Source organism: Streptomyces ziwulingensis (assembly GCF_039542605.1).
Lineage (GTDB): Bacteria > Actinomycetota > Actinomycetes > Streptomycetales > Streptomycetaceae > Streptomyces > Streptomyces ziwulingensis.
On record NZ_BAABIG010000022.1, the window covers coordinates 1 to 21129 of the forward strand.

A 21129-nucleotide genomic window follows, 5' to 3' on the forward strand; every position below is an offset into this window, starting at 1 on the left:
CTACCCCTGCCCCTGCCCCTGCCCCTGCCCCTGCCCCTGTCCTTGTCCTTGTCCTTGTCCTTGTCCCTGCCCCTGTCCTTGTCCTTGTCCCTGCCCCTGTCCTTGTCCCTGCCTCTACCCCCGCCGCCTCCAGCCCGAAGACCCCGACATGATCCACCGGCCGGAACGGCTCCGGCGTCAGCGCCTGCGGCCAGTCCCCGAGCGCGACCGCCCGCGCGTGCAACTCCCCGATCTCGGCGGCGCGCTCCGCTTCCGTGCCGGGCAGCGCGGAGCGCACCGCGCGCTTGAGCGCGTACGGGATCCGGTCGGGGACGCGGAGTGCGGCCCGCAGCAGCTCCTCCGAACGCCGCGCGGCCATCAGCGGCCCGCTGCCCAGCCAGGTGAAGCAGACGGCCCCCTGTTCCAGCAGCCGGACCGGCCCCCGCTCCAGAGCGGTGATACCGACTTTGGCCAGGCCGGGCCCGAACCACGCCAGATACACGTGGTACGGCCGCGGGTCGTCCGCGATTCCGTCGGCGGCCACGGAGTGCGCCCGGTCCAACCGCGCGCACTCCTCGCACCGCGCCCCCGTACCGCGCCCCGACACGGCCACCCGCAGCGGACACGCGTTCCCCCGCGCCCCCACACATCTCCGCCCATCCTCTTCAGCAACCCCGAAGGCCACCCTTTTCCCCCAGGTGAGCGCGGTACGCCGCCCCCCACCCCACTCCAACTCGGGCCCGTCCACCGACCAACGCAGCCCCGAGCACGTCCATCGCCGCGCCACCTGCTGTGCCAATGCTCTGCCACCTGCTCTGCCACCTGCCGTGCCATCGCTCACGAGAGTAGGGGGAGGTACTGACACCCATACAAGAACTCCGGAGGCCCGGGTCTCTCATCACCTCACGTACGCAGCCATAGGCGGTGCCCTGGTCTGTGGACTCGGTGAGCAGTTCGGAGACCTCGGCCGCGACGACCCCTGCCGGCAGTTGCGGTACTTCGCTGCTGTGTACGCCCCAAAACGCAAGAGGCCCCGGATCTCTCCGGGGCCTCTCACCTGTGTGCACTCGGCAGGATTCGAACCTGCAACCTTCTGATCCGTAGTCAGATGCTCTATCCGTTAAGCTACGAGTGCTTGTCCTGCGTTTCGCTGCTTTCGGCCCTTCCGGCCCGCTCGCGGCGACAGGAAGAACATTACATGACTGCCGCCGTCATGTGAAATCCGTTAGCCGCACCCCTTGTGACCTGCGAGAACACCCTTCTGAGTGGTGCGGGGCACGAGGGGGGAACGACGAAGCCCCGGCCGGGGGCCGGGGCTTCGTTGATCTTGTGCGGAGGCGGAGGGATTTGAACCCTCGATGGGATTTGCGTCCCAAACCGCATTAGCAGTGCGGCGCCATAGACCGGACTAGGCGACGCCTCCAGACAACACACCCTTACGCGTGAGCGCGAGCGGTGCTTGCCGATGATGACACAGTCGAGCGCGGTGTCACCAATCGCCTCCCACGGTACTAGGCGGGCAGGCCGCAGGGCAAAGCACTTCGGACGGTGAGGCGGCGACCGGGTGGCCGGGCGCCGGCGGGCGCAACGTCCGGCCCGCCGCCGCGTTAGTCAGGTCATGCTTCAGCTCACCCGCCTCCTCGGCGCCGCCGCCCTGTCCGCCGCCGCCCTCGCGTCCCTGACCGCCGCGCCCCCGGCCGCGGCCACCGCGGAGGGCACCGTCACCGCCGCCACGCCGCTCTCCCCGCCGCCGGTCCGCCACGAGGACCGCGCCCACCACCTGACCGTCACCGTGAAGAACGCGGGCGGGAAGGCCGACGGAAGGTACGAGCTGTACTGCCGGCCCCGCGGCGGCAGCCACCCCGACCCGGCCGCCGCCTGCGCCGCGGTCGAGCGCGGCACGCAGGCCGGACAGGACGTCTTCGCGCCCGTCGCCCAGGGCACCTTCTGCACCATGCAGCACGGCGGACCGGCCACCGCGCACGTCACCGGCACCTGGGCCGGCCGCCCGGTCAACGCCTCGTACGACCGCCGCGACGGCTGCCAGATCGCCCGCTGGGACCGGCTTGTCCCGCTCCTGCCCGATCTGAGGTCCGCCGGCGCCTCCTGAGCTTCGCTTCGGGAAAGGGGCTGTGACGGTTCCGCGAAGGTCCCGCGACGTCAGGGTGGCAGGCCGGGCGGCGAGAAGGCGGACGAGAAGGCGGTAGGGCACGCGTTCTACGTCACTTCCTCGTGTGACCTCCCTGCCATCCGGCGCCGCGCGCACAACCCCAGCCTTTAGACTCCCTCGCGTGACACGCTGCGGGAGGGTTGGCAAGATGGCCCGAGCGGTCGGCAAGGTGCGGTAACAGGGAGGAAGGCGTCTCGTGAGCAGCAGGCCATCCCGAGGCGCTGCTCGCCTCGCAGCCATACTGGACGCGCTCCCCGATGCGTTGGTCCTGGTCAACGCCAACGGGACCGTCGTCAACGCGAACTCCATCGCGCTGGACGCCTTCGAGGCGCCCGGCACCGCACTGGTCGGGCGCGGGCTGCTCGACCTGCTGCCGGAGTTCGACTCCAAGCTCATCCCCGGCTCCATGCGCCGGCCCGACCACATCGACCCGCGGGCGCGGACCAAGCCGACGCGGATGGTGGCCCGGCGCACCGACGGCACCGAGTTCCCCGTCGAGGTCGCCAGCGCCAACCTCGACACCGGCTCCGGCCAGCAGGCGTACGACGCCTACGGCTATCACGGCGACGAACTGCTGATGCTCGTCGTCCGCGACCTCTCCGGCACCGTCGACACCGAGGCCGAACTGGCCCGTTCGCAGCGGCAGACCGAGATGATCCTGCGGGCCGCGGCCGAGGGCGTCGTCGGCACCGACACCGACGGCCGGATCGTCCTGGTCAACCCGGCCGCCGCGCAGATACTGGGCTACCGCGCCAGTGACCTCGGCGGACGCGAGCTGCACACCCTCGTACTGCACTCGCGCGCCGACGGCTCGCCGTTCCCGTACGACGAGTCGCCGCTCGCGGACACCCTTCGCTCCGGGCGCAAGCACCGGGTGCGCGGGCAGGTGGTCTACGCCAAGAGCGGCGCCCAGGTGTCGGTCGATCTGACCACCGCGCCCGTCCGCGACGGCGACCAGCTCGTCGGCGCCGTGATGACCTTCACCGACCGGCGCCCGTTCGACGCGCTCGTGAAGGAGAAGGAGGACGCGGCCGAACGGCACGCCGAGGAGGTGGCACGGCTCGCCGAGGAGCACGACGCCGAACTGACCGCGCTGCGCGCCCGCCACGCCGCCGAACTGGAGGAGCTGCGCGAGCAGCACGAGGAGGCGCTGGCCGCGGGCGAGGAGCGGTACGCCGCGCTCGGCGAACGCGAGAAGGACCGGTACGAGGCCCTCACCGCCCGGCACGAACAACTCCTCACCCTGCTCGGCAATTCGCTGCGCGGCCCCCTGGAGGAACTCCGCCGCGACCTCGCCGCGCTCGCCTCCGACGACGCCGGCCAGCTCTGGCCCGAGGCCAACCAGGTACTGCACCACCTGTCGGCGGGTTACTCCCGCATCACCACGCTCATCGACAACGTGCTCGGCTACCAGCGGCTCGACGCCGACGGCGGTGGCGGCGTCTCCCGTACGAAGGTGATGCTCGACGCCGTGGTCTCCGCCGGCGTCGACGGGGCCGTGGAGCTGATCGGGCCGGGGCGGGTGCAGTTCGCGGTGCACGCGCCGCCCATCGAGGCCGAGGTCGACCCGCGGCTGCTCGCGACCGCGCTCGCGCATCTCGTCGCCGACGTGGCCGGCGTCGACGCGACCGGCAACGCGCCCGTCTCCACCGGCGGCTACCTGGACAACACCGTCGTCGTCGCGGCCGCCCAGCGCGGCGAGGTGGTACGGATCGAGGTGCGCGGACCGTACGCCGGTGGCGACCCGGTGCACGAGCCGATCGTCCGCGGCATCGTGCGGGCGCACGGCGGCGTGCTCCAGACGCACGAGGTGCCGGGCATGAGCGGCAGCGCCTACGTCCTTGAGGTGCCGATCGGCGGCGGAGCGGGGGCCGTTGCGGCCGGAGCACCCGCGAGCGGCGTCGTGGGCGCGGCTCCGACCGCTGAGGCAATGGCGGGGGCGGTGGCGGCGACTGGGGCGGGAGCGGGAGCGGGTCAGGAGATCGCCGTCGCGGGTGCGCCGGGCGTACAAGGCGTGGGGGGCGGTCGGCGGCGGGCCCGGCGGCTCTCCGTCGACGCCTTCTTGGAGAGCGAGGTCACGGGTGTCCCTGGGGACGCCGGGGACACCGGGGACACCGAGGCGGACAACGGCGGGCCGACCGGGCGGCGCAGGCGGCACGCCACCGACGTAGCCGCGCCGGTTCCGGCCCAGGCGGCGCCGCAGGCCCCGGCCCTGGCTCAGGCCCAGACGGAGGCGTCCGGCGGTACCGGACGGCGACGCGGGCGGCCCGCCGAGGACGCGGGCGCGGCCGTCGGGCCGCCCGCCCTCGGCATGGCCCCGGGCACGGTCACGGAGGAGGGCGACGGTTACTCCGCGGGGTCCGTCGTCATGGCCGCCGAGCACGGGGCGGGGGCCGCCGCCACGGGCAACGGCCTGGGCGGGACCGTACCGCCGCAGGGCGTACCCGCGCCCGCCGGCGGGCGGCGCGCCCGCCGGGCCGCCGGTGAGCAGCACGCGCTGCCGCCGGCCCTGCCCGCGCAGGCCGGCGGGGCCGCGCCGGGCGGTACGGGCGAGGCAGGCGTGACGGACGAGGCGGGTGACACGGACGAGGCGGGTGAGCCGACCGGGCGCCGGCGTCGCGCCCTGGCCTCGGCGGCCGAGCGCGCCGCCGCGCAGGAGGCGGCACCGCGCCAGGTGTTCGCCCTCCCCCCGGCCGAGGCGGACCGTCCGACGGACGTGACCGCGACGGACGTGACCGCGACGGACGTGCCTCCGACGCACGTGACCCCGACAGCCGCGACCGGACCGGCGGGATCAGCGGGACCGGCGAGGGCCGACGGAACGGGTGCCGCCGGGGTACCGGTCGGGCCTGGTGGGGCAGCCGTGCCGGGTGGGCCCGGGCGGGTCTCGATGCCGGAGCAGGCGCACGTACCGGCTCAGGGGCAGGTACCGGTGCCGGGGCAGCTCCCCGTGTCCGGGCAGCCGCACGCCCCGGTACCACCACAATCACAGGCGCCGGCGCCGACGCCGCAGACACACGTACCCGGACAGTCCCAGGCCCGGCCTCAAGGCCAGGTCCAGGTCCAGGTCCCAGGCCACTCTCCGCTGCCCGGGCAGCGCACCCACGGTCCGGCCGCGGCCGGCGCCGGGGAAGCCCGGGGTCACGACGGCCGGCACGACGCCGTCCCGCACGACCAGGCCGACGAGCACACCCCGCCCCAGCCGCACCCCACCAGCGCACCCACCGGCCGTCGCCGCCGGGCGGTCGGCGTCCGGCCGGACGAGTCCGCGGCGGCGGGCGCCGGGACCACGGAGGCGGCCGCGGGACCGGCGGTCGGTCAGGGCGCCCTCGCCTCCCGCGCCCCCGCGCCCAACCGGCAGGCGGCCGCCCCCGCCGCCGCGCCGGCGACCGGTGTCCAGCGGCCCCCGGCCCCGCGGCCGTGGCCCGCGCCGGGTGACACCCCGGACGCCGGTACGCCCGTACCGCCGGACGGTCCGGCGACCGCCGGTACCGCCGCCGCCGTCGTACATCCGGACGCGCCGGCTTCCGCCGGGGCCACCTCCGGGCGGGGTACGCCGCTGCCGCCGGAGAACGCTCCGCGCGCCGCGCAGCCGCTGCCCGCCGAGGCCGCCGCCCCGGTGGACGCGGACTCGACGCAGGGCCGGGCGATCAGCGTGCGGACGCTGGGCCAGGGTGTGCCGTTCAACCGGCAGGCGGCCCAGGTGCAGCAGCCCACGGCCACGCCCGCCCCGCAGCACCCGAACGGCTCCGGGCGCCGCCGCAAGCTCGGTACGCCGCCCGACCCGGCCGCCGGGCGCTCGGAGCAGTCCGCCGCGCAGGCGCAGGCGCCGGGCCACGCCGCCCGGCTCGCCCAGGCGAGTGAGGGGGCCGGACGGTCGTACGCCATAGGCGCGCCGGACAAGAACGCCGCCGAGGGGCCCGAGCCGCTGGACGGGCCCGGCGGGGCGGTCGAGGTGGCCGATCCGCCGCGGGCGCAGCCGATGGACGACGAACTGCCGCCGGAGCCGCTGGACAACCCGCGCCGGCTGCTGGTGTGGCCCGCGCCGGACGTCTCCACCCAGCAGGCGCTGAGCGACCGCGGCTACCGGCCCGTCGTCGTGCACTCGCGCGAGGAGGTCGACGCGCAGATCGCCGCCTTCCCCGCGGCGCTGTTCGTGGACCCGCTGACCGGGCCGATCACCCGCACGGCGCTGCAGTCGCTGCGCCAGGCGGCGGTCGCGGCCGAGGTGCCGGTGCTGGTCACGGCCGGGCTCGGACAGGCGTCGCGGGAGGCGGCGTACGGCGCCGATCCCGCCGTACTGCTGAAGGCGCTGGCCCCGCGCGACAGCGAGCAGCACCCGCCGCGCGTGCTGCTGATCGAGGAGCACGCGGAGATCGCGCTGGCCCTGACCGCGACGCTGGAGCGGCGCGGGATGCAGGTGGCGCGGGCCGCGAGCGACGCGGACGCGGTGACGTTGGCGGGACAGTTCCGGCCGAATCTGGTGGTGATGGATCTGATGCAGGTCCACCGGCGGCAGCCGGGTGCCGGATTCGCCGGGATCATCGACTGGCTGCGGGCGAACGGGCAGCTCAACCGCACCCCGCTCGTCGTCTACACCGCCGCCGTGGACCAGGCCGACCTGCCCCGGCTGGCCTCCGGCGAGACCGTGCTGTTCCTCGCGGAGCGGTCCACCAGCACCGAGGTGCAGGCCCGGATCGTGGAACTGCTCGCCCGGATCGGGGTCAACTGACCGGTCCGCCACCGGCCGACCCTCCGTCACCGGCCGATCCGCCACCGGCCGACCCGTCACCGCCGGATCCGCCACCGGCCGGCCGGTCGTCAGCTCGCGATCATCCTGCGGGCCGCCTCCTTGATGGAGTCGCGCAGGCGGGCGGCGTCCGGTGGCGCGCCGCCGACCAGGATGCGCTGTATCTGGGGGACGACCACCGCCCAGTTGGCCATCGCGACCAGCAGGAAGAGCAGGTCGGCGGCCGGGATGGCGTCGGTGATCACCCCGCGCTCCTGGCCGTCCCGCACGGCGGCGACCTTGCGGGCGTAGTGCTGGTGGCGCTCCGCCTCGTGGGGCAGCTCGGCGGTGCCGTACTCCAGGCCCTCCCAGAAGAGCAGGCGCAGGACCTCCGGGTGCCCGGCGTGATAGTCCATCAGACGGTCGATCCAGCCCTCGACGTCGTCGGGGTCGACGGGGACCGCGACGGCCAGGTCGAGCATCTTGTGCTCCAGGACAGTGGCGAACAGCTCGGTCTTGTTGCCGTAGTAGGCGTAGATGAGCTGCTTGTTCGCCTTCGCCTCGGTCGCGATGCGGTCGATGCGGGCGCCCGCGACGCCGTACGCGGCGAACTCCGCCACCGCTGCCTCGAAGATCCGGGCCTTGGTGGCCTCGGCGTCTCTTGTCGCCATGGGGAGAGGGTAGCTCCGCTCGGTAACCAACCGTTTGGTTGACGTCCCCCGGGAATGCCGCGCACGCGCTTCGGGTTCTCCCAACCAACCAGTTAGTTGCCAGTCTCCATGAGGGAGTCGCTCCGCCCATGCGATCACCGTCTGCCACCCCTCGGACCCCGAACGAGGTCCGCGACGTGCCCGTCCAAGAGAATCGGCCCGGCGACCGGGACGCGCGGCCCGGCGGCCCGGAAAGGCGGTCCGATCGGTTTGAGCGGTCCGAGCAGGAGAAGCGAGCCGGGCAGGAGAAGCGGTCCGTCCGCGCCCGCCTTCTCCTCCCCCTGATCGCGGTCTGCACCGCCGTCACGGCCGCCAACATCTACCTCGCCGCCCCGCTGCTCCCCCTCATCGCCCACGACTTCGGCTCGACGCCCTCGGCGGTGGCCTGGCTCGCCTCGGTGGCGCAGTTCGGTTACGCGACCGGCCTGCTCTTCTTCGCCCCGCTCGGGGACCGGGTGAACCGGCGCCGCCTGGTCGCCGTCCTCTCCCTGGTCGCCGCGGTGGCACTGCTCGCCGGCGCCGCGGCGGGCGGCACGTACGCGCTCGCCGGCGCCGTACTGATCGCCTCGGCCGCCACCGTCGTACCGCAGTTGCTCGTCCCGCTCGTCGCCGAGCGCGCCCCCGCCCACCGGCGGGCCAGCCATGTCGCCGCCGTCATCGCCGGGCTGTTCACCGGTGTGGTCGCGGCCCGTGTCGTGGGCGGCCTGGCCGGTCAGGCGTTCGGCTGGCGCGCGGTCTTCGTGGGCGCGGCCGTACTGACCACGCTGCTGGGCCTGGCGACCGCGTTCGTCCTGCCCCGCGAGACGCGGCGGCGCGGCGGTCCACTGTTCGCGGGGCTGACCGCGCTGCCGGGCGTGGTGCGCCACTCGCCCGACCTGTGGCGCGCGTGCGTACGCCAGGCGGGCATGTACGGCGCCTGGAGCGCTCTGTGGACCTCCCTCGCCCTGCTCCTGACGGAGACCGACGGCTACGGCATGACCACCGCGGCGGCCGGTCTGTTCGGCCTCTTCGGGCTCGCGGCCAGCGTGGTCGCCCCGCTCGCGGGCGGGCTGGTCGACCGGTTCGGCGCGGCGAAGGTGGTGCGGTCCGCGTACGTGGTGGCCGCGGTGTCGGTGCCGCTGTTCTGGCTGGGCGGTCACGTCATGGCGGCCCTGTGCGCGGCGGCCGTCCTGGTGCACGCGGCCCTGGTCGCCTCGCACGTCGCCAACCAGACCGTCGCCCTGACCGCCACCTCCGCACCCGCCACCGCCAACACCGCCTATGTCGTGGCCGGTTTCGCGGGCGGCGCCATCGCCTCGGCGCTCGCGGGCACCGCGTTCAGCCACTGGGGCTGGGGCGGGGTGTGCGTGGTCGCGGGAGCGGCGCTGGTCCTGGGGTGGACGGCGACGCTCGCGCGCCGGCGGTGAGGCACGCGACCGGGCACCCGGCGACGGTGAGGCATGTAACCGGGTACTCGGCGACGGTGAGATGCGCCGCCAGGTGCCCGGCGACGGTGAGACGCGTAACCGGGTGCCCGGCGACGGTGAGACGCGCGACCGGGCACCCGGCGACGGTGAGGCACGCGACCGGGTGCCCGGCGATGGTGATCGGAGCCGGGGCTGTCAGCCGGCGCGCCGTCCGGTTGCCCGTCCGCGGCGGTCAGAGCCGCGTGATGTCCAGTTGCCCGTCCGCGTACCGCCTGCGCAGCACCTTTTTGTCGAACTTGCCGACGCTGGTCTTCGGCACCGCCTCGATCACCGTCCAGCGCTCCGGGAGCTGCCACTTGGCGACCTTGCCCTCCTCGGAGAGGAAGGCGCGCAGGCTGTCGAAGTCGGCGGTGGCGCCCTCCTTGAGGACGACCGTGGCCAGCGGGCGCTCGCCCCACTTGTCGTCGGGGACCGCGACGACCGCGGCCTCGGCGACGTCCGGGTGGGCCATCAGCGCGTTCTCCAGGTCGACCGAGGAGATCCACTCGCCACCGGACTTGATGACGTCCTTGGCCCGGTCGGTGAGGGTGAGGAAACCGTCGGGCGAGATGATCCCGACGTCGCCCGTCTTCAGCCAGCCGTCCTCGCTGAACTTGTCGGCCGGGCGCAGCGGATCGGCGTCGGGGCCGTTGTAGTAGGCCCCGGCGATCCACGGGCCGCGGACCTCCAGCTCCCCGGCCGACTCCCCGTCCCAGGGCAGGCGCTCGCCGCCCGGCCCGGTCAGGCGGGCCTCGACACCGGCCGCGAAACGGCCCTGGGTGAGGCGGTAGCCGAACTCCTCGTCGGTGCCGACCGCGTGGGCCGGCGGGCGGGCCACCGTGCCGAGCGGCGAGGTCTCCGTCATTCCCCAGGCGTGCCGGACCCGCATGCCCAGCCCGTCGAACGCCTCCATCAGCGACGGCGGACAGGCGGAGCCGCCGATGGTGACCTGGGTGAGGGAGGAGACGTCCCGGGGCCGGGCGGTCAGCTCGGCGAGCAGCCCCTGCCAGATGGTGGGGACGGCGGCGGCGTGGGTCGGCCGCTGGGTCGCGATCATCTCGGCGAGCGGCGCGGGCTGGAGGAACCGGTCCGGCATCAGCAGGTTGATGCCGGTCATGAAGGTGGCGTGCGGCAGCCCCCAGGCGTTCACATGGAACTGCGGGACCACCACCAGCGAGGTGTCCTGGTCGGTCAGCCCCATCGACTCGACCAGGTTGACCTGCATGGAGTGCAGGTAGACGGAACGGTGGCTGTAGACCACGCCCTTGGGGTCGCCGGTGGTCCCGGAGGTGTAGCACATGGCCGCCGCCGCGCGCTCGTCCAGCTCCGGCCAGTCGTACGCCGCCGGCTTCCCGGCGATCAGCTCCTCGTACTCGTGCACCCGCGCGTGCGCCCCGTCGAGCAGGGAGCGGTCGCCCGGACCGGAGACGACGACGTGCTCGACCGACTTCAGGTGCGGCAGCAGCGGGGCGAGCAGGGGGAGCAGCGAGCCGTTGGCGATCACGACCCGGTCGGCCGCGTGGTTGACGATCCAGGCCAGTTGCTCGGCCGGGAGGCGCAGGTTGAGGGTGTGCAGCACCGCGCCCATGGACGGGATCGCGAAGTACGCCTCGACGTGCTCGGCGTTGTTCCACATCAGGGTCGCGACCCGGTCGTCGCCGACGATCCCGAGGTCTTCGCGCAGGGCGTGCGCGAGCTGGGCCGCGCGGGCGCCGATCTCCGCGAAGGAACGGCGGTGCGGCTCTCCCTCACCGGTCCAGGTGGTCACCTGCGATGCGCCGTGGATCGTGGACCCGTGGGTCAGGATCCTCGAAATCAGCAGTGGTACGTCCTGCATCGTGCTCAGCACGGTGTCCTCCGGGGGCGACGTTGCCTACGCGGCGGTAAGGTTTGCGCTGATTCTGCGCGCATACCGTTCGGTATGTCACTACCCGCCGTTGATCGATCACCACCGGAAATCCAGCAGGGCGGTACCGCGATCCGCCCAGACGGTCACATCATCGGACAATCCCCAGCTCAGGGTCGTCGCGCAGCTTGCCGAGCGCGCGGGAGACCGCCGACTTCACGGTGCCGACGGAGACGCCGAGCACCTCGGCCGTCTGCACCTCGCTGAGATCCTCGTAGTACCTGAGGACGACCATCGCCCGCTGCCTGGCGGGCAGCTTGGTGATCGCCCGCCACATCGCGTCGTGCAACGCCTGGCGCTCGGCCGGGTCGTCACCGCCGTCGGGCGCGGGCTCCGGCTCGGGCAGGTCCTCGCACGCGAACTCGTCCACCTTGCGCTTGCGCCACTGCGAAGTCCGGGTGTTCAGCAGCGCCCGGCGGACGTAGCCGTCCAGCGCCCGGTGGTCCTCGATCCGCTCCCAGGCGACGTACGTCTTGGCCAGCGCGGTCTGCAGCAGGTCCTCCGCGTCGCTCGGATTCGCGGTCAGCGACCGGGCGGCGCGCAGCAGCACCGGCTGGCGCGCCTGCACGTACGACGAGAACGACGGGTACGGCAAGGTCTGCGTCCCCGCCGTGGCGGCCTTCGAAGCGCTGGTGCAGACGGGTGTGGTCATGGCTCCACGCTAGGAGCGAGGGGGGTCCCGACGGATCGGCCGCAGGTGCCGAAGCGGACTCCGCCTCAGGTTGTAGGGGTGGGGTCGGCCGCACCTCCTGAAGGTGGAGAGAAGGCCGCGGAGACGTGCGGGTTCACCCCTGAGGGCGGGTTCGCGCCCCCAAGTCCCCAGACGGCTCGGCAGACGGCTCGCCCGCCTCCCGAGGCGGTGACGGAGGCCGTGGGCGGAGGGCTCACCTCCGGGGAGGGGCGGGGGGCGGGTGTCGGAGGGCGGGTGGCGGAGGGTGGGTGTCGGAGGGCCGGCGGCCTGGACGGAGGGACCCGCCTCCCGGGCCGGCAGACGCCGGGTTACGGCGATGACGACCCGACCCCTTCCTGCGCGGGAGCCTGCGCGGCGGCACCGAAGTACCGCCGCGCGGACGGGCCCCACCCCCACGACCCCGAGACCGAACGAGGCTGCACGCCCCCACGAGGCCACGACCCCACGACCCCGCAAGGCCACGACCCCACGGACCGCACGACCCCAGGGATCACACCTACTGGGAAAGCGGAGCGAGGGCGGGCGCCGACGCCGGCGTACGCGCGCCGGCGCCCGCCCTCAGCTCACCACCACAGCGGGGTGAAGTCGACGGCGACGTTGTCGTTGTCCTGATTGATCGCGGTGAACGCGGAGCCGTCGACCTGCGCGGTGTTGCTCTGGTTCGAGGCGCCCGAACCGACCGCCTGCTGCTGCGTCGTGGCGGAGTTGCCGTGGTTGTTCCCACCCACACCACTGCCGATGATGCCGGCGAAGGCCTCGGAGGCGGTCGCGCTCGATCCGTCGTCCGCGAAGGCACCGTTGTCCGCGGCGGCCACACCGGTGAAGAGGGCGGCGGCGAGCGGCAGGGCGGAGACGGCGGCGATGACGCGGGCGGTACGGATACTTACCATGTTGTTCCTCCAGAAAAGTGCGTACCGGCTTGCCACCGGCAGCGCGTGTCATACCAGAACCGGACTTTTCACCGCGGCAGTTGGCCCCCCGCCCCGATGTTTCTGCGTACTTCGCAACGTCGCGAGATCAGAATTGCCCACCGGATCTTCGGTGAACCACCCCGGACCCCCTGATTCGCCCTCAAGCGTGAGGAAAATTGGATAAACCCTTATACGCCCCCCACATACCAGCTCCGGGCAGGCGGGACATCAACACCTCAAGCCCCACAAGAGGCGAAGCGTTCATGCATCCGCGCGGTTCGACGCCGCACCCCGGCGTGTCTTTCACGCCCCCTAGCCGTTCTCGAACGTGCGTACGACAATGAACCCATGGCCACCACCGACCGGCGGCCCACGACGCCGGCCCTCGCGCACGCCTTGTCGGCCGCCGCACGCGGACTGGCCGTCATCCCGCTCTCCCGGACGAAGCTCCCGGCCCTGCGCTCCCCCCACCGCCAAGACCCCGTCCCCACTCCCTCCCCCGCCCCCTGCCACGGCGAGTGCGGACGCCTCGGCCACGGAGTGCACGACGCCTCCGCCGACCCCGCCCGCATCCGGGAACTCTTCGCCGCGGCACCCTGGGCGACGGGTTACGGCATCGCCTGCGGACTGCCGCCGCACCACCTCATCGGCATCGACCTGGACACCAAGGCGGGCACCGACTCCTCGGCCGCGCTGCGCGAACTCGCCCTCCGCCACCTGTTCACGATCCCGCCGACGGTCGTCGTCCTGACCCCCGGCGGAGGCCGCCACCTCTGGCTGACCGGGCCGCCCGGCGTCGCCGTCCCCAACTCGGCCGGCCGCCTCGCCCCCGGCATCGACGTCCGCGGCGCCGGCGGCTACCTCGTCGGCCCCGGCTCCCGCACCCGGCACGGCACGTACGCCACCGCCCCCGGAACCGCCCACCTGGTGCCCGCCCCCTGCCCGCGGACCCTCCTGCGCCTGCTGCTGCCCCCGCCCCGCACCCACCGCGGTGCGCTGCGGCCGCCCGGCTCCCACGGCCAGGGCCTCGTCCAGTTCGTCCTCGGCGCCCACGAGGGCGAGCGCAACACCCGCCTGTTCTGGGCCGCCTGCCGCGCCTACGAGAACGGCTTCGGCCCGGCCCTGGTGAACGCCCTCATCGACGCGGCGGTACGCACCGGCCTCACCGCACGCGAGTCCCGCGCGACGATCGCCTCGGCGGCCCGCCTGACCGGCCACCACCCCTGACCGGGCGCCGCACCGCGCCACGCCGGATGATGACCACACCGGTGTGAGCACGTCACAAGTCACCCGTCCGGCCTAACCACCCCGCCGACCCGCACACCCCCGACAAGCGGGGCCGAAGCCGGCTCAGGAGCCACTTCCACGCCCGCCGGAGTTGCGCGGCGCTCCCAAGTCCCGCGCCATGGATCTGAGAAGGCCCCGCCCCTGGGTCGTCCGAGGAGGAACTATGCGTCGCACGACTATCGGTGCTCTCCTGGCCGCCGCTCTCCTGGCAGGCCCCGCCGCGGTCACCGCAGAAGCGCAGACGCCGGTGGTGGCACCGGCAGCGACCGTACAGGCCGCCCCGAGCCAGGCGCAGGACGACGGCGAGCAGGACGACGACAGCGGAGGCTACGGACTCTGGGGCCTCGTCGGCCTCCTGGGCCTGCTCGGCCTCATCCCCCGCCGACGCAAGACCCCCAAGCCCCCCGACACGGGAACGGGAACCCACCGCGGCCCGGGCGCCCACACCGAACGCCTGTGACCCACGGCACGGACACACAGCCGCCATACCGACGGCCCCCGACCGTCCTACCTGGTCAGGGGCCGTCAACCGCGCGGTGGGTGTGGGATTTGAACCCACGGTGACATCGCTGCCACGACGGTTTTCAAGACCTTTCGGGGTGAGCGGCTGCCGAACCTCGCGCCGCAGGTCAGACACACGGCCGTATCCGTACACGCGTTACGCAGTGGCCATCGTGCCCCTCCCGTGCCCCTATAGAGGCACTGTTACGGTCGCCGACTCCACCAACTTGGGGCGCTCCAGGACAGCTGGAGCCCTGCTGTACAGGGGGCCGAGGCCCCCCAGGCCAGTCGGTAAGTCGCCATTCTTTGTACCGAGCGAGCCAGACGGTCACACGGCCTGCCATAGCCCGTGGCAGTGATCACAGGCGATGAGCGCCGACGGACCAGCCACGCAGACTGCGCAGAGGTACCCGCAGGAGCCGCCCCTCCAACATGCCTGGTCGTTACACCAGGCCAGTGACACAGCGCCTGCTAGGCGTTGACAGACACCGGCTCACTTTGATCAAACCCATTCCGATGCCGCTGCGACTCATGCCATGATGCAACACATGGCGGTTCAGGACGATAAGCGTGAAATTCAGATGGTCGACCGGTTCAACCTGGAGGTCCCGGAGGATCGCAAGAGGGCCGATATCGATGCATACCTGGTCATCGACAACAAAGAAGTACCGTTCGAATTGAAGTCAACCACCGGCAAGGGAATCTCAACCGTCCGAGATCTAGGACCTGGCCATTTCGCTAAATGGGTAAACATTCATTGGCTCTTCGGCGTCTATGACCCGAAGGGGGAAAAGCTACTGCACGCCTATTACGCTTCTCCAGACGCGATGGTGGAATGGATCTCCAGCAAAAGCGAGTACGTACGTCCCGACCTTTCACTGATCGAGCACGCCAAGTCCGGCATTGGCGAGGCCACAGTTACTCAACTTCTCGGAGAGAAAGACTTCTATACTCGCCAAGAAGCTAAGTGGATCATGAAAAATCAATGGTCGGCGGAGAAGTACGCTGCCGAGATAGACGTGTCAGGACCCGACGGTGTCGGATATTCATTGGACCGCATGGTTGAGATCATGAGGGACCGCTGCCAGTACGTGATGGCCCGGGGCGCCACCCTCAACAACCCTCACATCCCTATGAGCTACGTCGAGAAGCTGCCCAAAATATCATCCGAGCCGGCGGCCTCTCTTCGGAACCTAGTACGCACTTACTTCTCCAGTACATCCATTACAGATGAGGCCACAGCATAAGCCAGAGGTGGGGGCACAGCGTTACCGATTTGCCCTAGCGCCATGTACGTTGCGCCAACGAACGGCCAGTCTTCCGGGAAGCCTTGAATCAGGGCAACATCAGGAACCGAAAGTCGGAAATGGCCGTTCTTGGCTACGAACGCTCGCGCAGAAGGCCGGTCAGCCGCAACACCGTTGGGCCACACTTGCAAGCTCTCGAACTTGCGTTGGGCGGCAACGCTGTTGAGGATTGAAGTGGTGTGGCGTGGACCAGTAAGGCTGCTACGAATCGTGGGCGACAAGTCGTCAAACCCAAGGCCAGGCAGCCCCAGCGCCTCTCTCAATCCCATGCAACGCTGCTCAGCGCCGTTCAGGCTCGGTTCACCCCAGTAGTGCGTAGGCGCCGGCTGCACCCACGCATTCGCCATACGCTTCAATCGGAAGCCGACGAAAAAAACCCTTTTCCGTACCTGTGGAACACCGAATTCACTGGCCTGCAGCGTCACTTGCTGAATGTGATAACTGCCCGCAAGTGGTGCGATGATATTTTCGGATACATACTGAGAGAACTTGGGGCTAGCCAGGGCCGGAACATTTTCGCCTATGAATGCGGCTGGACGGATCTCCTTAACTGCCCGAACAAACTGCGGCCACATGTCACGCTCATCGAGATGACCGCGTTGCCGACCCGCATTAGAGAATGGCTGACAAGGAGGGCCTCCATGCAGCAGATCAATATCTCCGCGCCACTTCCTGAAATCGACTTTTCGAACGTCGCCATCTTCCCCGCTGAATACATTCCAGTTACTTCGAGCCTTCCGCAGAGTGTCGCCAGCCTCCGACATAATCTCGAATGATGCGCTGTGCTCGAATCCTGCACGCTCAACACCAAGATCTAGGCCTCCGCCGCCGCTGAACAGAGAAAGGGCCGTCTTGCCTTCTGCCTGCCGCTGCGGCATGAGGTCGATCGGGTTGAAGTTCGGTCGATTAATCTCATGCAGGGGTGCCGGCCCTTCGCCCGCCAGTGCCGAACGCCGAGCCTCACGCGAGTCACGAGACATCTTCCTGAAGCGCTCTCGCTCAGCTTCGGTCAGTTGTCGAGGCTGATGGAAAGGAGAGGTTGACGGAATTCTGCTGAGAACCACCTCGCTGAGTGCTTCTTCCACAACATCGATGCTGTCTGCTAGGTGAGGCTGCTGCATAGGACGTTCGGGCATGGTGGAGATCCTACGAGGTCTTGCGCCATTTGTCAGCTGGATGGCTCGGCCAGGCTGTGATAGCAACCCGATGTACGTCCCAATGACCGGTCTGTGCAGGAGGGATGCTGCAACTACAAGACGACTCGTCGAGGCCCATCGAAGCCAGATGAGCCAGCTTCGATGGGCCGTGTGAGGGCGCCGTGGTGCGGCGGGCCCAGGAGTTGCTGATCTCCCAGGGCGTGCTGGAGGGACGGGCCGGATCGGGGACCTACGTCGCCGAGCCCCGGCAGCGGGTGCGGATCGTCCGGTCTTCGGCGCGTGAGCAGCCCGCCGGGTCGCCGTTCCGGGCGGACATGAGGGCCGTCGGCAGGCAAGGGGACTGGGAGAGCCGGACCGACGCCAAGGTGCCGGCGCCCGCCGACATCGCGGGGCGGCTCGGCATCGCTGAAGGGGACCTGTGCGTCCGCACCTCGTACGAGTTCCTCGCCGACGGCAAGCCCGTGCAGCTGTCGACGAGTTGGGAGCCGTACGACCTCACGGCCGGCACTCTCGTCGTCCTTCCCGAGGGAGGCCCGCACGCCGGGGCCGGAGTCGTGAACCGCATGGCCGCCATCGGGGTCACCGTCAGCCACGCCGTGGAGCAGCCCGAGCCCCGGCAGGCGACCGCCGAAGAAGCGTCACTCCTCGGCATCCAGAAGGCCGCACTCGTCACGCACATCCGGCGGACGTACTACAGCGACGACGGGCGGCCGGTCGAGACAGCCGACATCGTCGTGCCCGCCGCTCACTGCGAGATCGTCTACGAGATCCCGATCAACCGGTAGACGACGCTGGAGGGCCTCTCCGAGCGTGCCCCAGTCGTGCCCCTTCCGTGCCCGTTCGGCCGGGATACCAGGGGGAACAGTGGTCCCCGGCGGGTAGCGGACATGGCAACGGCCCCTGACCATAAGCACTGGTCAGGGGCCGTACACCTGCGGTGGGTGTGGGATTTGAACCCACGGTGACATCGCTGCCACGACGGTTTTCAAGACCGTTCCCTTAGGCCGCTCGGGCAACCCACCTTTGCCCCATCTCACCTAGGGTGGAGCGCGTACAGAGTACCGGCCTCGACGGATCCGCGGGGGGCTTGGTCCACACCGGGTCCACCAGGTCCTGGTGGACCCGGTGCCCAGCTCATCAAAGTCGACCGCGCTCCAGCCCCCGCTTCGATCGCATACAGCCATAACCGCCGGTTCGACCCCGACCTTCCCGCTACGCGAGCACGGCGGGTGGAGGATCCATGCACTTCTGCCACCACGTCCGGATCGTTACCTAGTCGTAATACTCAATAAGGCCGATTGCCGCTCAGCGTCGCATAGCCGCAGGTCAGTCCGCACAAGGGTCACCACGTTCACACATGTGCGAAACGTCTCGCACGTACGCCATGAGCTGTACTATTTCCCCAGTTCCCGTTTCGCCGAGCCTCGCTGAGTCTCGCCGATTCCGGATACACGAAGAGCCCGACTCGGCTGCAACCAAGTCAGGCTCTTCGAGCAGTTCACGAGCCCGGTCGCCTAGGTATCGACCGGGCTCGCTGCATGTGCCATCCCGGACGCGGCCGTACTCGTGTGGGGCACGTCAACGCGTGAACTGACCCCACGTGGCGATGATCGCCACAAGCAAACCAATCGCAGCCAAACCGACTGACCACCTTTCAGGGCCCGTCCATGGCCTGCTGGGCTTGCTCATGTTGTTCCTCACCCTTGCTCCTCCCACTCCGTCCAAATGCCCTGACCACCAGGGCTCTTTCCGCCGGCCCCCGCGAAGAGATCGACGAGTTGCTGAGGAGGAGTGGGTGAAGAAGGACAAGCATACGAGCGCGCAACGTCAACGAGTGCCAGCCCACCACAATTCATGTGACTCAGCTCGGTCCGGTTGCAGTCATGTCAGCGGTACGCCGGCCTTAGCCCGATTCGGCTAGCGCCAGCCTCCACTACCACAGCATGCGGATCGGCCGCGAGACCCGCTAGAACTCACCGCTTGGCCCGTGCTCTCGGTACCTTCATACGGAGACGCCTCAACAGATGGAGCCCCCGATGCTGGAGGAAGCCGAAGAGATCGGTCGCCGAGTTCGCCGCGCACGGCTCCGCCTCGGCATGACTCAAGCCGACCTCGCCGCCGCCCTGGGCAAGACACAGGGCTGGGTGTCCAAGATGGAACGCGGACACATCGAACTGGACCGTGTCGGCCTGCTCAACCTGATCGCCTCGGAGCTGCACGTACACCCGAACGACCTGATCGGGCGGCCGTACAACAGCTCTCCGGCCGAGAATCAGTGGCAGGTCTCAGCCGCAGCGATCATGCGTGAGCTGCGCCGTTACGACCTCGCTCCCGTCTTCGACGGGACTCCCCGGCCGGCCGGTCAACTGTGGCAGGAGACCACCCGTCTGCACCGTCTCCGAGACGCTGCCGCAAACGTGTCGATCATTCAGGTGCTGCCCGACCTGTTCCGTGAAGCGCGTGCTCTGGCCGAAGTCGCCACGGGGCACGAGCGGGAAGAGGCGTACGCGATCTACGCGGTGTGCTGCAAGTTCGCTCACACCGCCGCTCATGCCCTTGGGCATCCGGAGCTGATCGCCATGTCATGCGAGCGGGCCGCGTGGTCCGCACGGCTCTCGGGCGACCCGGTGATGCCTGCCGTCGCCGACTGGATGCGCGTCTGGGACATGTGGGCCACAGCAGACTGGGACGACTCCATCGCCCTGTCGGACAAGGCGATCCGCAGCGTGCAGCAGGACCACGACCGGGGTGAGCTGCTGGCCGTTCGGGCGTGGGGGTCACTGCAACTGCGTGCGGCTGTCTCTGCCGCACGGGGCGGGCGCGAGGCCGAAGCCAAGGATCGCATCAAGCACGCGCGGAGTGCGGCAAAGCGGATGACTGAGGCCGCCGGCCCTCCGGTCTACGACCGCCACAGCCTGACTTTCTCGCCGGGCAACGTGCAGATCCACGCGATCAGCGTCGCCCTGGAGATGCACGAGCAACGTGAAGCCTTGTCGATAAACCGGCGCACGGGCAAGGAACTGATCGAGTCCCTTCCCAACTCCCGTCAGGGCCACCACCACATGGATCTGGCACGTGCGTGGCTGTGGGACGGGAACCGCGACAAGGCATTGAAGGAGCTGGAGAAAGCTGAAGTCATCGCCCCCCAGCTCATCCGGAACCATCCCATCGCCCGGTCAACCCTGCGCAGCATCGTGTACGCCGAGCGGGCGAGCACTCGTGAGAAGCTTCGTCGCATGTCGGACCGCTTCCACCTCGACGGGTAGGGGTCGTATTCCCGCGATTCATGTTGGGCTCCGCGCACCCGCCTAGCTTCGGGGCATGGCCGAACAGACCTCGAAGCAGCTCCCCGCGCAGGGAGTGGATTTGGTTGCGAGAGCCCCATTCCATCCTCGCCTTGGCGACCTCGCCCTTGATCTCGCCAAGAGGGGACGGATCGGAGTCGTCGTCGCCTTGCCGGGCGACGACTCGGCGTCCTACCAGCTACGCCCACCCGGCGGGGGCGCGGACTGGCGTGCCAGATCCGACGGAGCAACCCTGCGGTCGGTACCCGTCCCGGCCACGCACGTCACGCCCATGCGGCGCGATGCCGTGTATGACCACCGAGCGCAGCAAGCCGCTCTCGCGGTGACTGTCCACTACGAGGACGGCGGCTCCTGCGAGGCGATGCTCATCCTCACCCCCGCGCAGGTCGAGCTGTATCACATCCAGCTCGAACGGCTGCTGGGCGCGAGGCAAGCCGCGCAGGAACGCAGGCAGTGAGCGTGGACGTGCTGATGATCGCCCCACCGGCTTCCGCACGTGCTCTCCGGCGATCCCCTGTCGCGTTCCGCTGCGAGGCGACCGCCTACGGCCTCGGCGGCTCCCGTGAGATCTTGCTCGCCACCTATCGCGGACGCTTCCCGCGCCTGGCCGCCCGCTGGCTGCGAGCATCCGCACTCCGTCTCGCCTCGTTGCTGGACCCGGCCCCGGAAGCCGCGTACTTCCAGAGCGCACCACTCGTCCCGACAGGGCCAGAAACAGCCCGACCCGAGGTCAAGTTGCGTGCACTGGCCAGCAGTGACCGAGCGTACGAGCAAGCGTTACGCGTCCTCACCGCAGGTCGGCCGGTCACGTTCACGGTGACGGACTACGACGCCCGGTATTGCCTGCGCGTGTATCCGTTGCCTGCCCGCAGACCGGCACCCGCGCCTCCCTCCATCCCATCCGGATGCCCGCCCCACCGCTCGGCGGCGCTCATGGTCCCCCGGCGCAGAGGTCGGGACAACTGTTACCGCAAGGCGGGTCATGCAGTGGATGCGAAGAATGCAATCCCGAAATCTTTCTTCCAGCCCAA

At 70.4% G+C, this 21129-nt stretch carries 15 protein-coding genes and 3 tRNA genes; 9 read left to right on the forward strand and 9 right to left on the reverse strand.

The window, feature by feature from the left end:
- From ABEB00_RS11060 to ABEB00_RS11070, 3 genes are all read right to left on the reverse strand, one after another.
- Positions 1 to 766 (reverse strand): DUF2797 domain-containing protein (locus ABEB00_RS11060; RefSeq protein WP_345619657.1); only part of this gene is annotated, 766 nt, incomplete at its 3' end.
- A 275-nt stretch (positions 767 to 1041) separates the two neighbouring features.
- Positions 1042 to 1114, reverse strand: a tRNA-Arg gene (locus tag ABEB00_RS11065).
- A gap of 197 nt (positions 1115 to 1311) precedes the next feature.
- Positions 1312 to 1402: transfer RNA gene (locus ABEB00_RS11070), tRNA-Ser, on the reverse strand.
- 195 nt (positions 1403 to 1597) lie between these two features.
- Here ABEB00_RS11070 and ABEB00_RS11075 point away from each other — a divergent pair.
- Entirely contained in the window at positions 1598 to 2089 is a 492-nt protein-coding gene (locus tag ABEB00_RS11075; RefSeq protein ID WP_345619150.1) for an SSI family serine proteinase inhibitor, read from the forward strand.
- Positions 2090 to 2345: 256 nt separating this feature from the next.
- A complete protein-coding gene (locus ABEB00_RS11080; RefSeq protein ID WP_345619151.1) occupies positions 2346 to 6881 on the forward strand; it encodes a hybrid sensor histidine kinase/response regulator in 4536 nt (1511 codons plus the stop codon).
- Positions 6882 to 6970: 89 nt separating this feature from the next.
- Here the strand turns inward: ABEB00_RS11080 and ABEB00_RS11085 are convergent, their stop codons facing one another.
- Positions 6971 to 7549 carry a TetR family transcriptional regulator gene (locus ABEB00_RS11085; RefSeq protein WP_345619152.1) on the reverse strand — a complete coding sequence of 193 codons (579 nt, stop codon included), beginning with the start codon at positions 7547 to 7549 and terminating at the stop codon, positions 6971 to 6973.
- Positions 7550 to 7869: 320 nt separating this feature from the next.
- Between ABEB00_RS11085 and ABEB00_RS11090 the strand changes: the two genes are divergently transcribed.
- The gene (locus ABEB00_RS11090) at positions 7870 to 8994 is read left to right on the forward strand and encodes an MFS transporter (RefSeq protein ID WP_345619658.1); all 1125 of its coding nucleotides are present in this window, start codon (positions 7870 to 7872) and stop codon (positions 8992 to 8994) included.
- A gap of 232 nt (positions 8995 to 9226) precedes the next feature.
- Here ABEB00_RS11090 and ABEB00_RS11095 read toward each other — a convergent pair whose 3' ends face one another.
- The 3 genes from ABEB00_RS11095 to ABEB00_RS11105 all read right to left on the reverse strand — a co-directional run bounded on the left by ABEB00_RS11095 (position 9227) and on the right by ABEB00_RS11105 (position 12520).
- Positions 9227 to 10870 (reverse strand): long-chain fatty acid--CoA ligase, encoded by a 1644-nt coding sequence (locus ABEB00_RS11095; RefSeq protein ID WP_345619659.1) that lies wholly within the window; start codon positions 10868 to 10870, stop codon positions 9227 to 9229.
- Between the two features lie 160 nt (positions 10871 to 11030).
- Positions 11031 to 11591, reverse strand: coding sequence for a SigE family RNA polymerase sigma factor (locus tag ABEB00_RS11100; protein ID WP_345619154.1), 561 nt, complete (start codon positions 11589 to 11591; stop codon positions 11031 to 11033).
- Between the two features lie 602 nt (positions 11592 to 12193).
- On the reverse strand, positions 12194 to 12520 hold the full coding sequence (locus ABEB00_RS11105) for a hypothetical protein (RefSeq protein ID WP_345619156.1): 327 nt from the start codon (positions 12518 to 12520) through the stop codon (positions 12194 to 12196).
- A 369-nt stretch (positions 12521 to 12889) separates the two neighbouring features.
- Between ABEB00_RS11105 and ABEB00_RS11110 the strand changes: the two genes are divergently transcribed.
- The 3 genes from ABEB00_RS11110 to ABEB00_RS11120 all read left to right on the forward strand — a co-directional run bounded on the left by ABEB00_RS11110 (position 12890) and on the right by ABEB00_RS11120 (position 15576).
- Entirely contained in the window at positions 12890 to 13768 is an 879-nt protein-coding gene (locus tag ABEB00_RS11110; RefSeq protein WP_345619157.1) for a bifunctional DNA primase/polymerase, read from the forward strand.
- Between the two features lie 223 nt (positions 13769 to 13991).
- Positions 13992 to 14288: a WGxxGxxG family protein gene (locus tag ABEB00_RS11115; protein WP_345619159.1), complete on the forward strand. Its 297-nt coding sequence runs from the start codon at positions 13992 to 13994 to the stop codon at positions 14286 to 14288.
- Positions 14289 to 14877: 589 nt separating this feature from the next.
- The gene (locus ABEB00_RS11120) at positions 14878 to 15576 is read left to right on the forward strand and encodes a PDDEXK family nuclease (protein WP_345619161.1); all 699 of its coding nucleotides are present in this window, start codon (positions 14878 to 14880) and stop codon (positions 15574 to 15576) included.
- Here the strand turns inward: ABEB00_RS11120 and ABEB00_RS11125 are convergent.
- Positions 15534 to 16772, reverse strand: coding sequence for a DNA cytosine methyltransferase (locus ABEB00_RS11125; RefSeq protein ID WP_345619162.1), 1239 nt, complete (start codon positions 16770 to 16772; stop codon positions 15534 to 15536). The two genes, ABEB00_RS11120 and ABEB00_RS11125, sit on opposite strands and share 43 nt — an antisense overlap.
- Positions 16773 to 16954: 182 nt before the next feature.
- On the opposite strand from ABEB00_RS11125, the gene ABEB00_RS11130 reads away from it, so the two are divergent.
- Positions 16955 to 17578: a GntR family transcriptional regulator gene (locus ABEB00_RS11130; RefSeq protein ID WP_345619163.1), complete on the forward strand. Its 624-nt coding sequence runs from the start codon at positions 16955 to 16957 to the stop codon at positions 17576 to 17578.
- A 150-nt stretch (positions 17579 to 17728) separates the two neighbouring features.
- Here ABEB00_RS11130 and ABEB00_RS11135 read toward each other — a convergent pair.
- A tRNA-Ser gene (locus ABEB00_RS11135) sits at positions 17729 to 17815 on the reverse strand.
- A 1014-nt stretch (positions 17816 to 18829) separates the two neighbouring features.
- Between ABEB00_RS11135 and ABEB00_RS11140 the strand changes: the two genes are divergently transcribed.
- The gene (locus ABEB00_RS11140; protein WP_345619164.1) at positions 18830 to 20059 is read left to right on the forward strand and encodes a helix-turn-helix domain-containing protein; all 1230 of its coding nucleotides are present in this window, start codon (positions 18830 to 18832) and stop codon (positions 20057 to 20059) included.
- A gap of 361 nt (positions 20060 to 20420) precedes the next feature.
- On the forward strand, positions 20421 to 20555 hold the full coding sequence (locus ABEB00_RS11145) for a hypothetical protein (protein WP_345619165.1): 135 nt from the start codon (positions 20421 to 20423) through the stop codon (positions 20553 to 20555).
- The last annotated feature ends 574 nt before the right edge of the window (positions 20556 to 21129 follow it).

What these genes read in the sequence shown, in the direction of transcription:
- ABEB00_RS11075 (WP_345619150.1), top strand. Translation starts at nt 1,598, where the DNA reads ATGCTTCAGCTCACCCGCCTCCTCGGCGCCGCCGCCCTGTCCGCCGCC.
- ABEB00_RS11085 (WP_345619152.1), bottom strand. Translation starts at nt 7,549, where the DNA reads ATGGCGACAAGAGACGCCGAGGCCACCAAGGCCCGGATCTTCGAGGCA.
- ABEB00_RS11095 (WP_345619659.1), bottom strand. Translation starts at nt 10,870, where the DNA reads ATGCAGGACGTACCACTGCTGATTTCGAGGATCCTGACCCACGGGTCC.
- ABEB00_RS11100 (WP_345619154.1), bottom strand. Translation starts at nt 11,591, where the DNA reads ATGACCACACCCGTCTGCACCAGCGCTTCGAAGGCCGCCACGGCGGGG.
- ABEB00_RS11105 (WP_345619156.1), bottom strand. Translation starts at nt 12,520, where the DNA reads ATGGTAAGTATCCGTACCGCCCGCGTCATCGCCGCCGTCTCCGCCCTG.
- ABEB00_RS11110 (WP_345619157.1), top strand. Translation starts at nt 12,890, where the DNA reads ATGGCCACCACCGACCGGCGGCCCACGACGCCGGCCCTCGCGCACGCC.
- ABEB00_RS11115 (WP_345619159.1), top strand. Translation starts at nt 13,992, where the DNA reads ATGCGTCGCACGACTATCGGTGCTCTCCTGGCCGCCGCTCTCCTGGCA.
- ABEB00_RS11120 (WP_345619161.1), top strand. Translation starts at nt 14,878, where the DNA reads ATGGCGGTTCAGGACGATAAGCGTGAAATTCAGATGGTCGACCGGTTC.
- ABEB00_RS11125 (WP_345619162.1), bottom strand. Translation starts at nt 16,772, where the DNA reads ATGCCCGAACGTCCTATGCAGCAGCCTCACCTAGCAGACAGCATCGAT.
- ABEB00_RS11140 (WP_345619164.1), top strand. Translation starts at nt 18,830, where the DNA reads ATGCTGGAGGAAGCCGAAGAGATCGGTCGCCGAGTTCGCCGCGCACGG.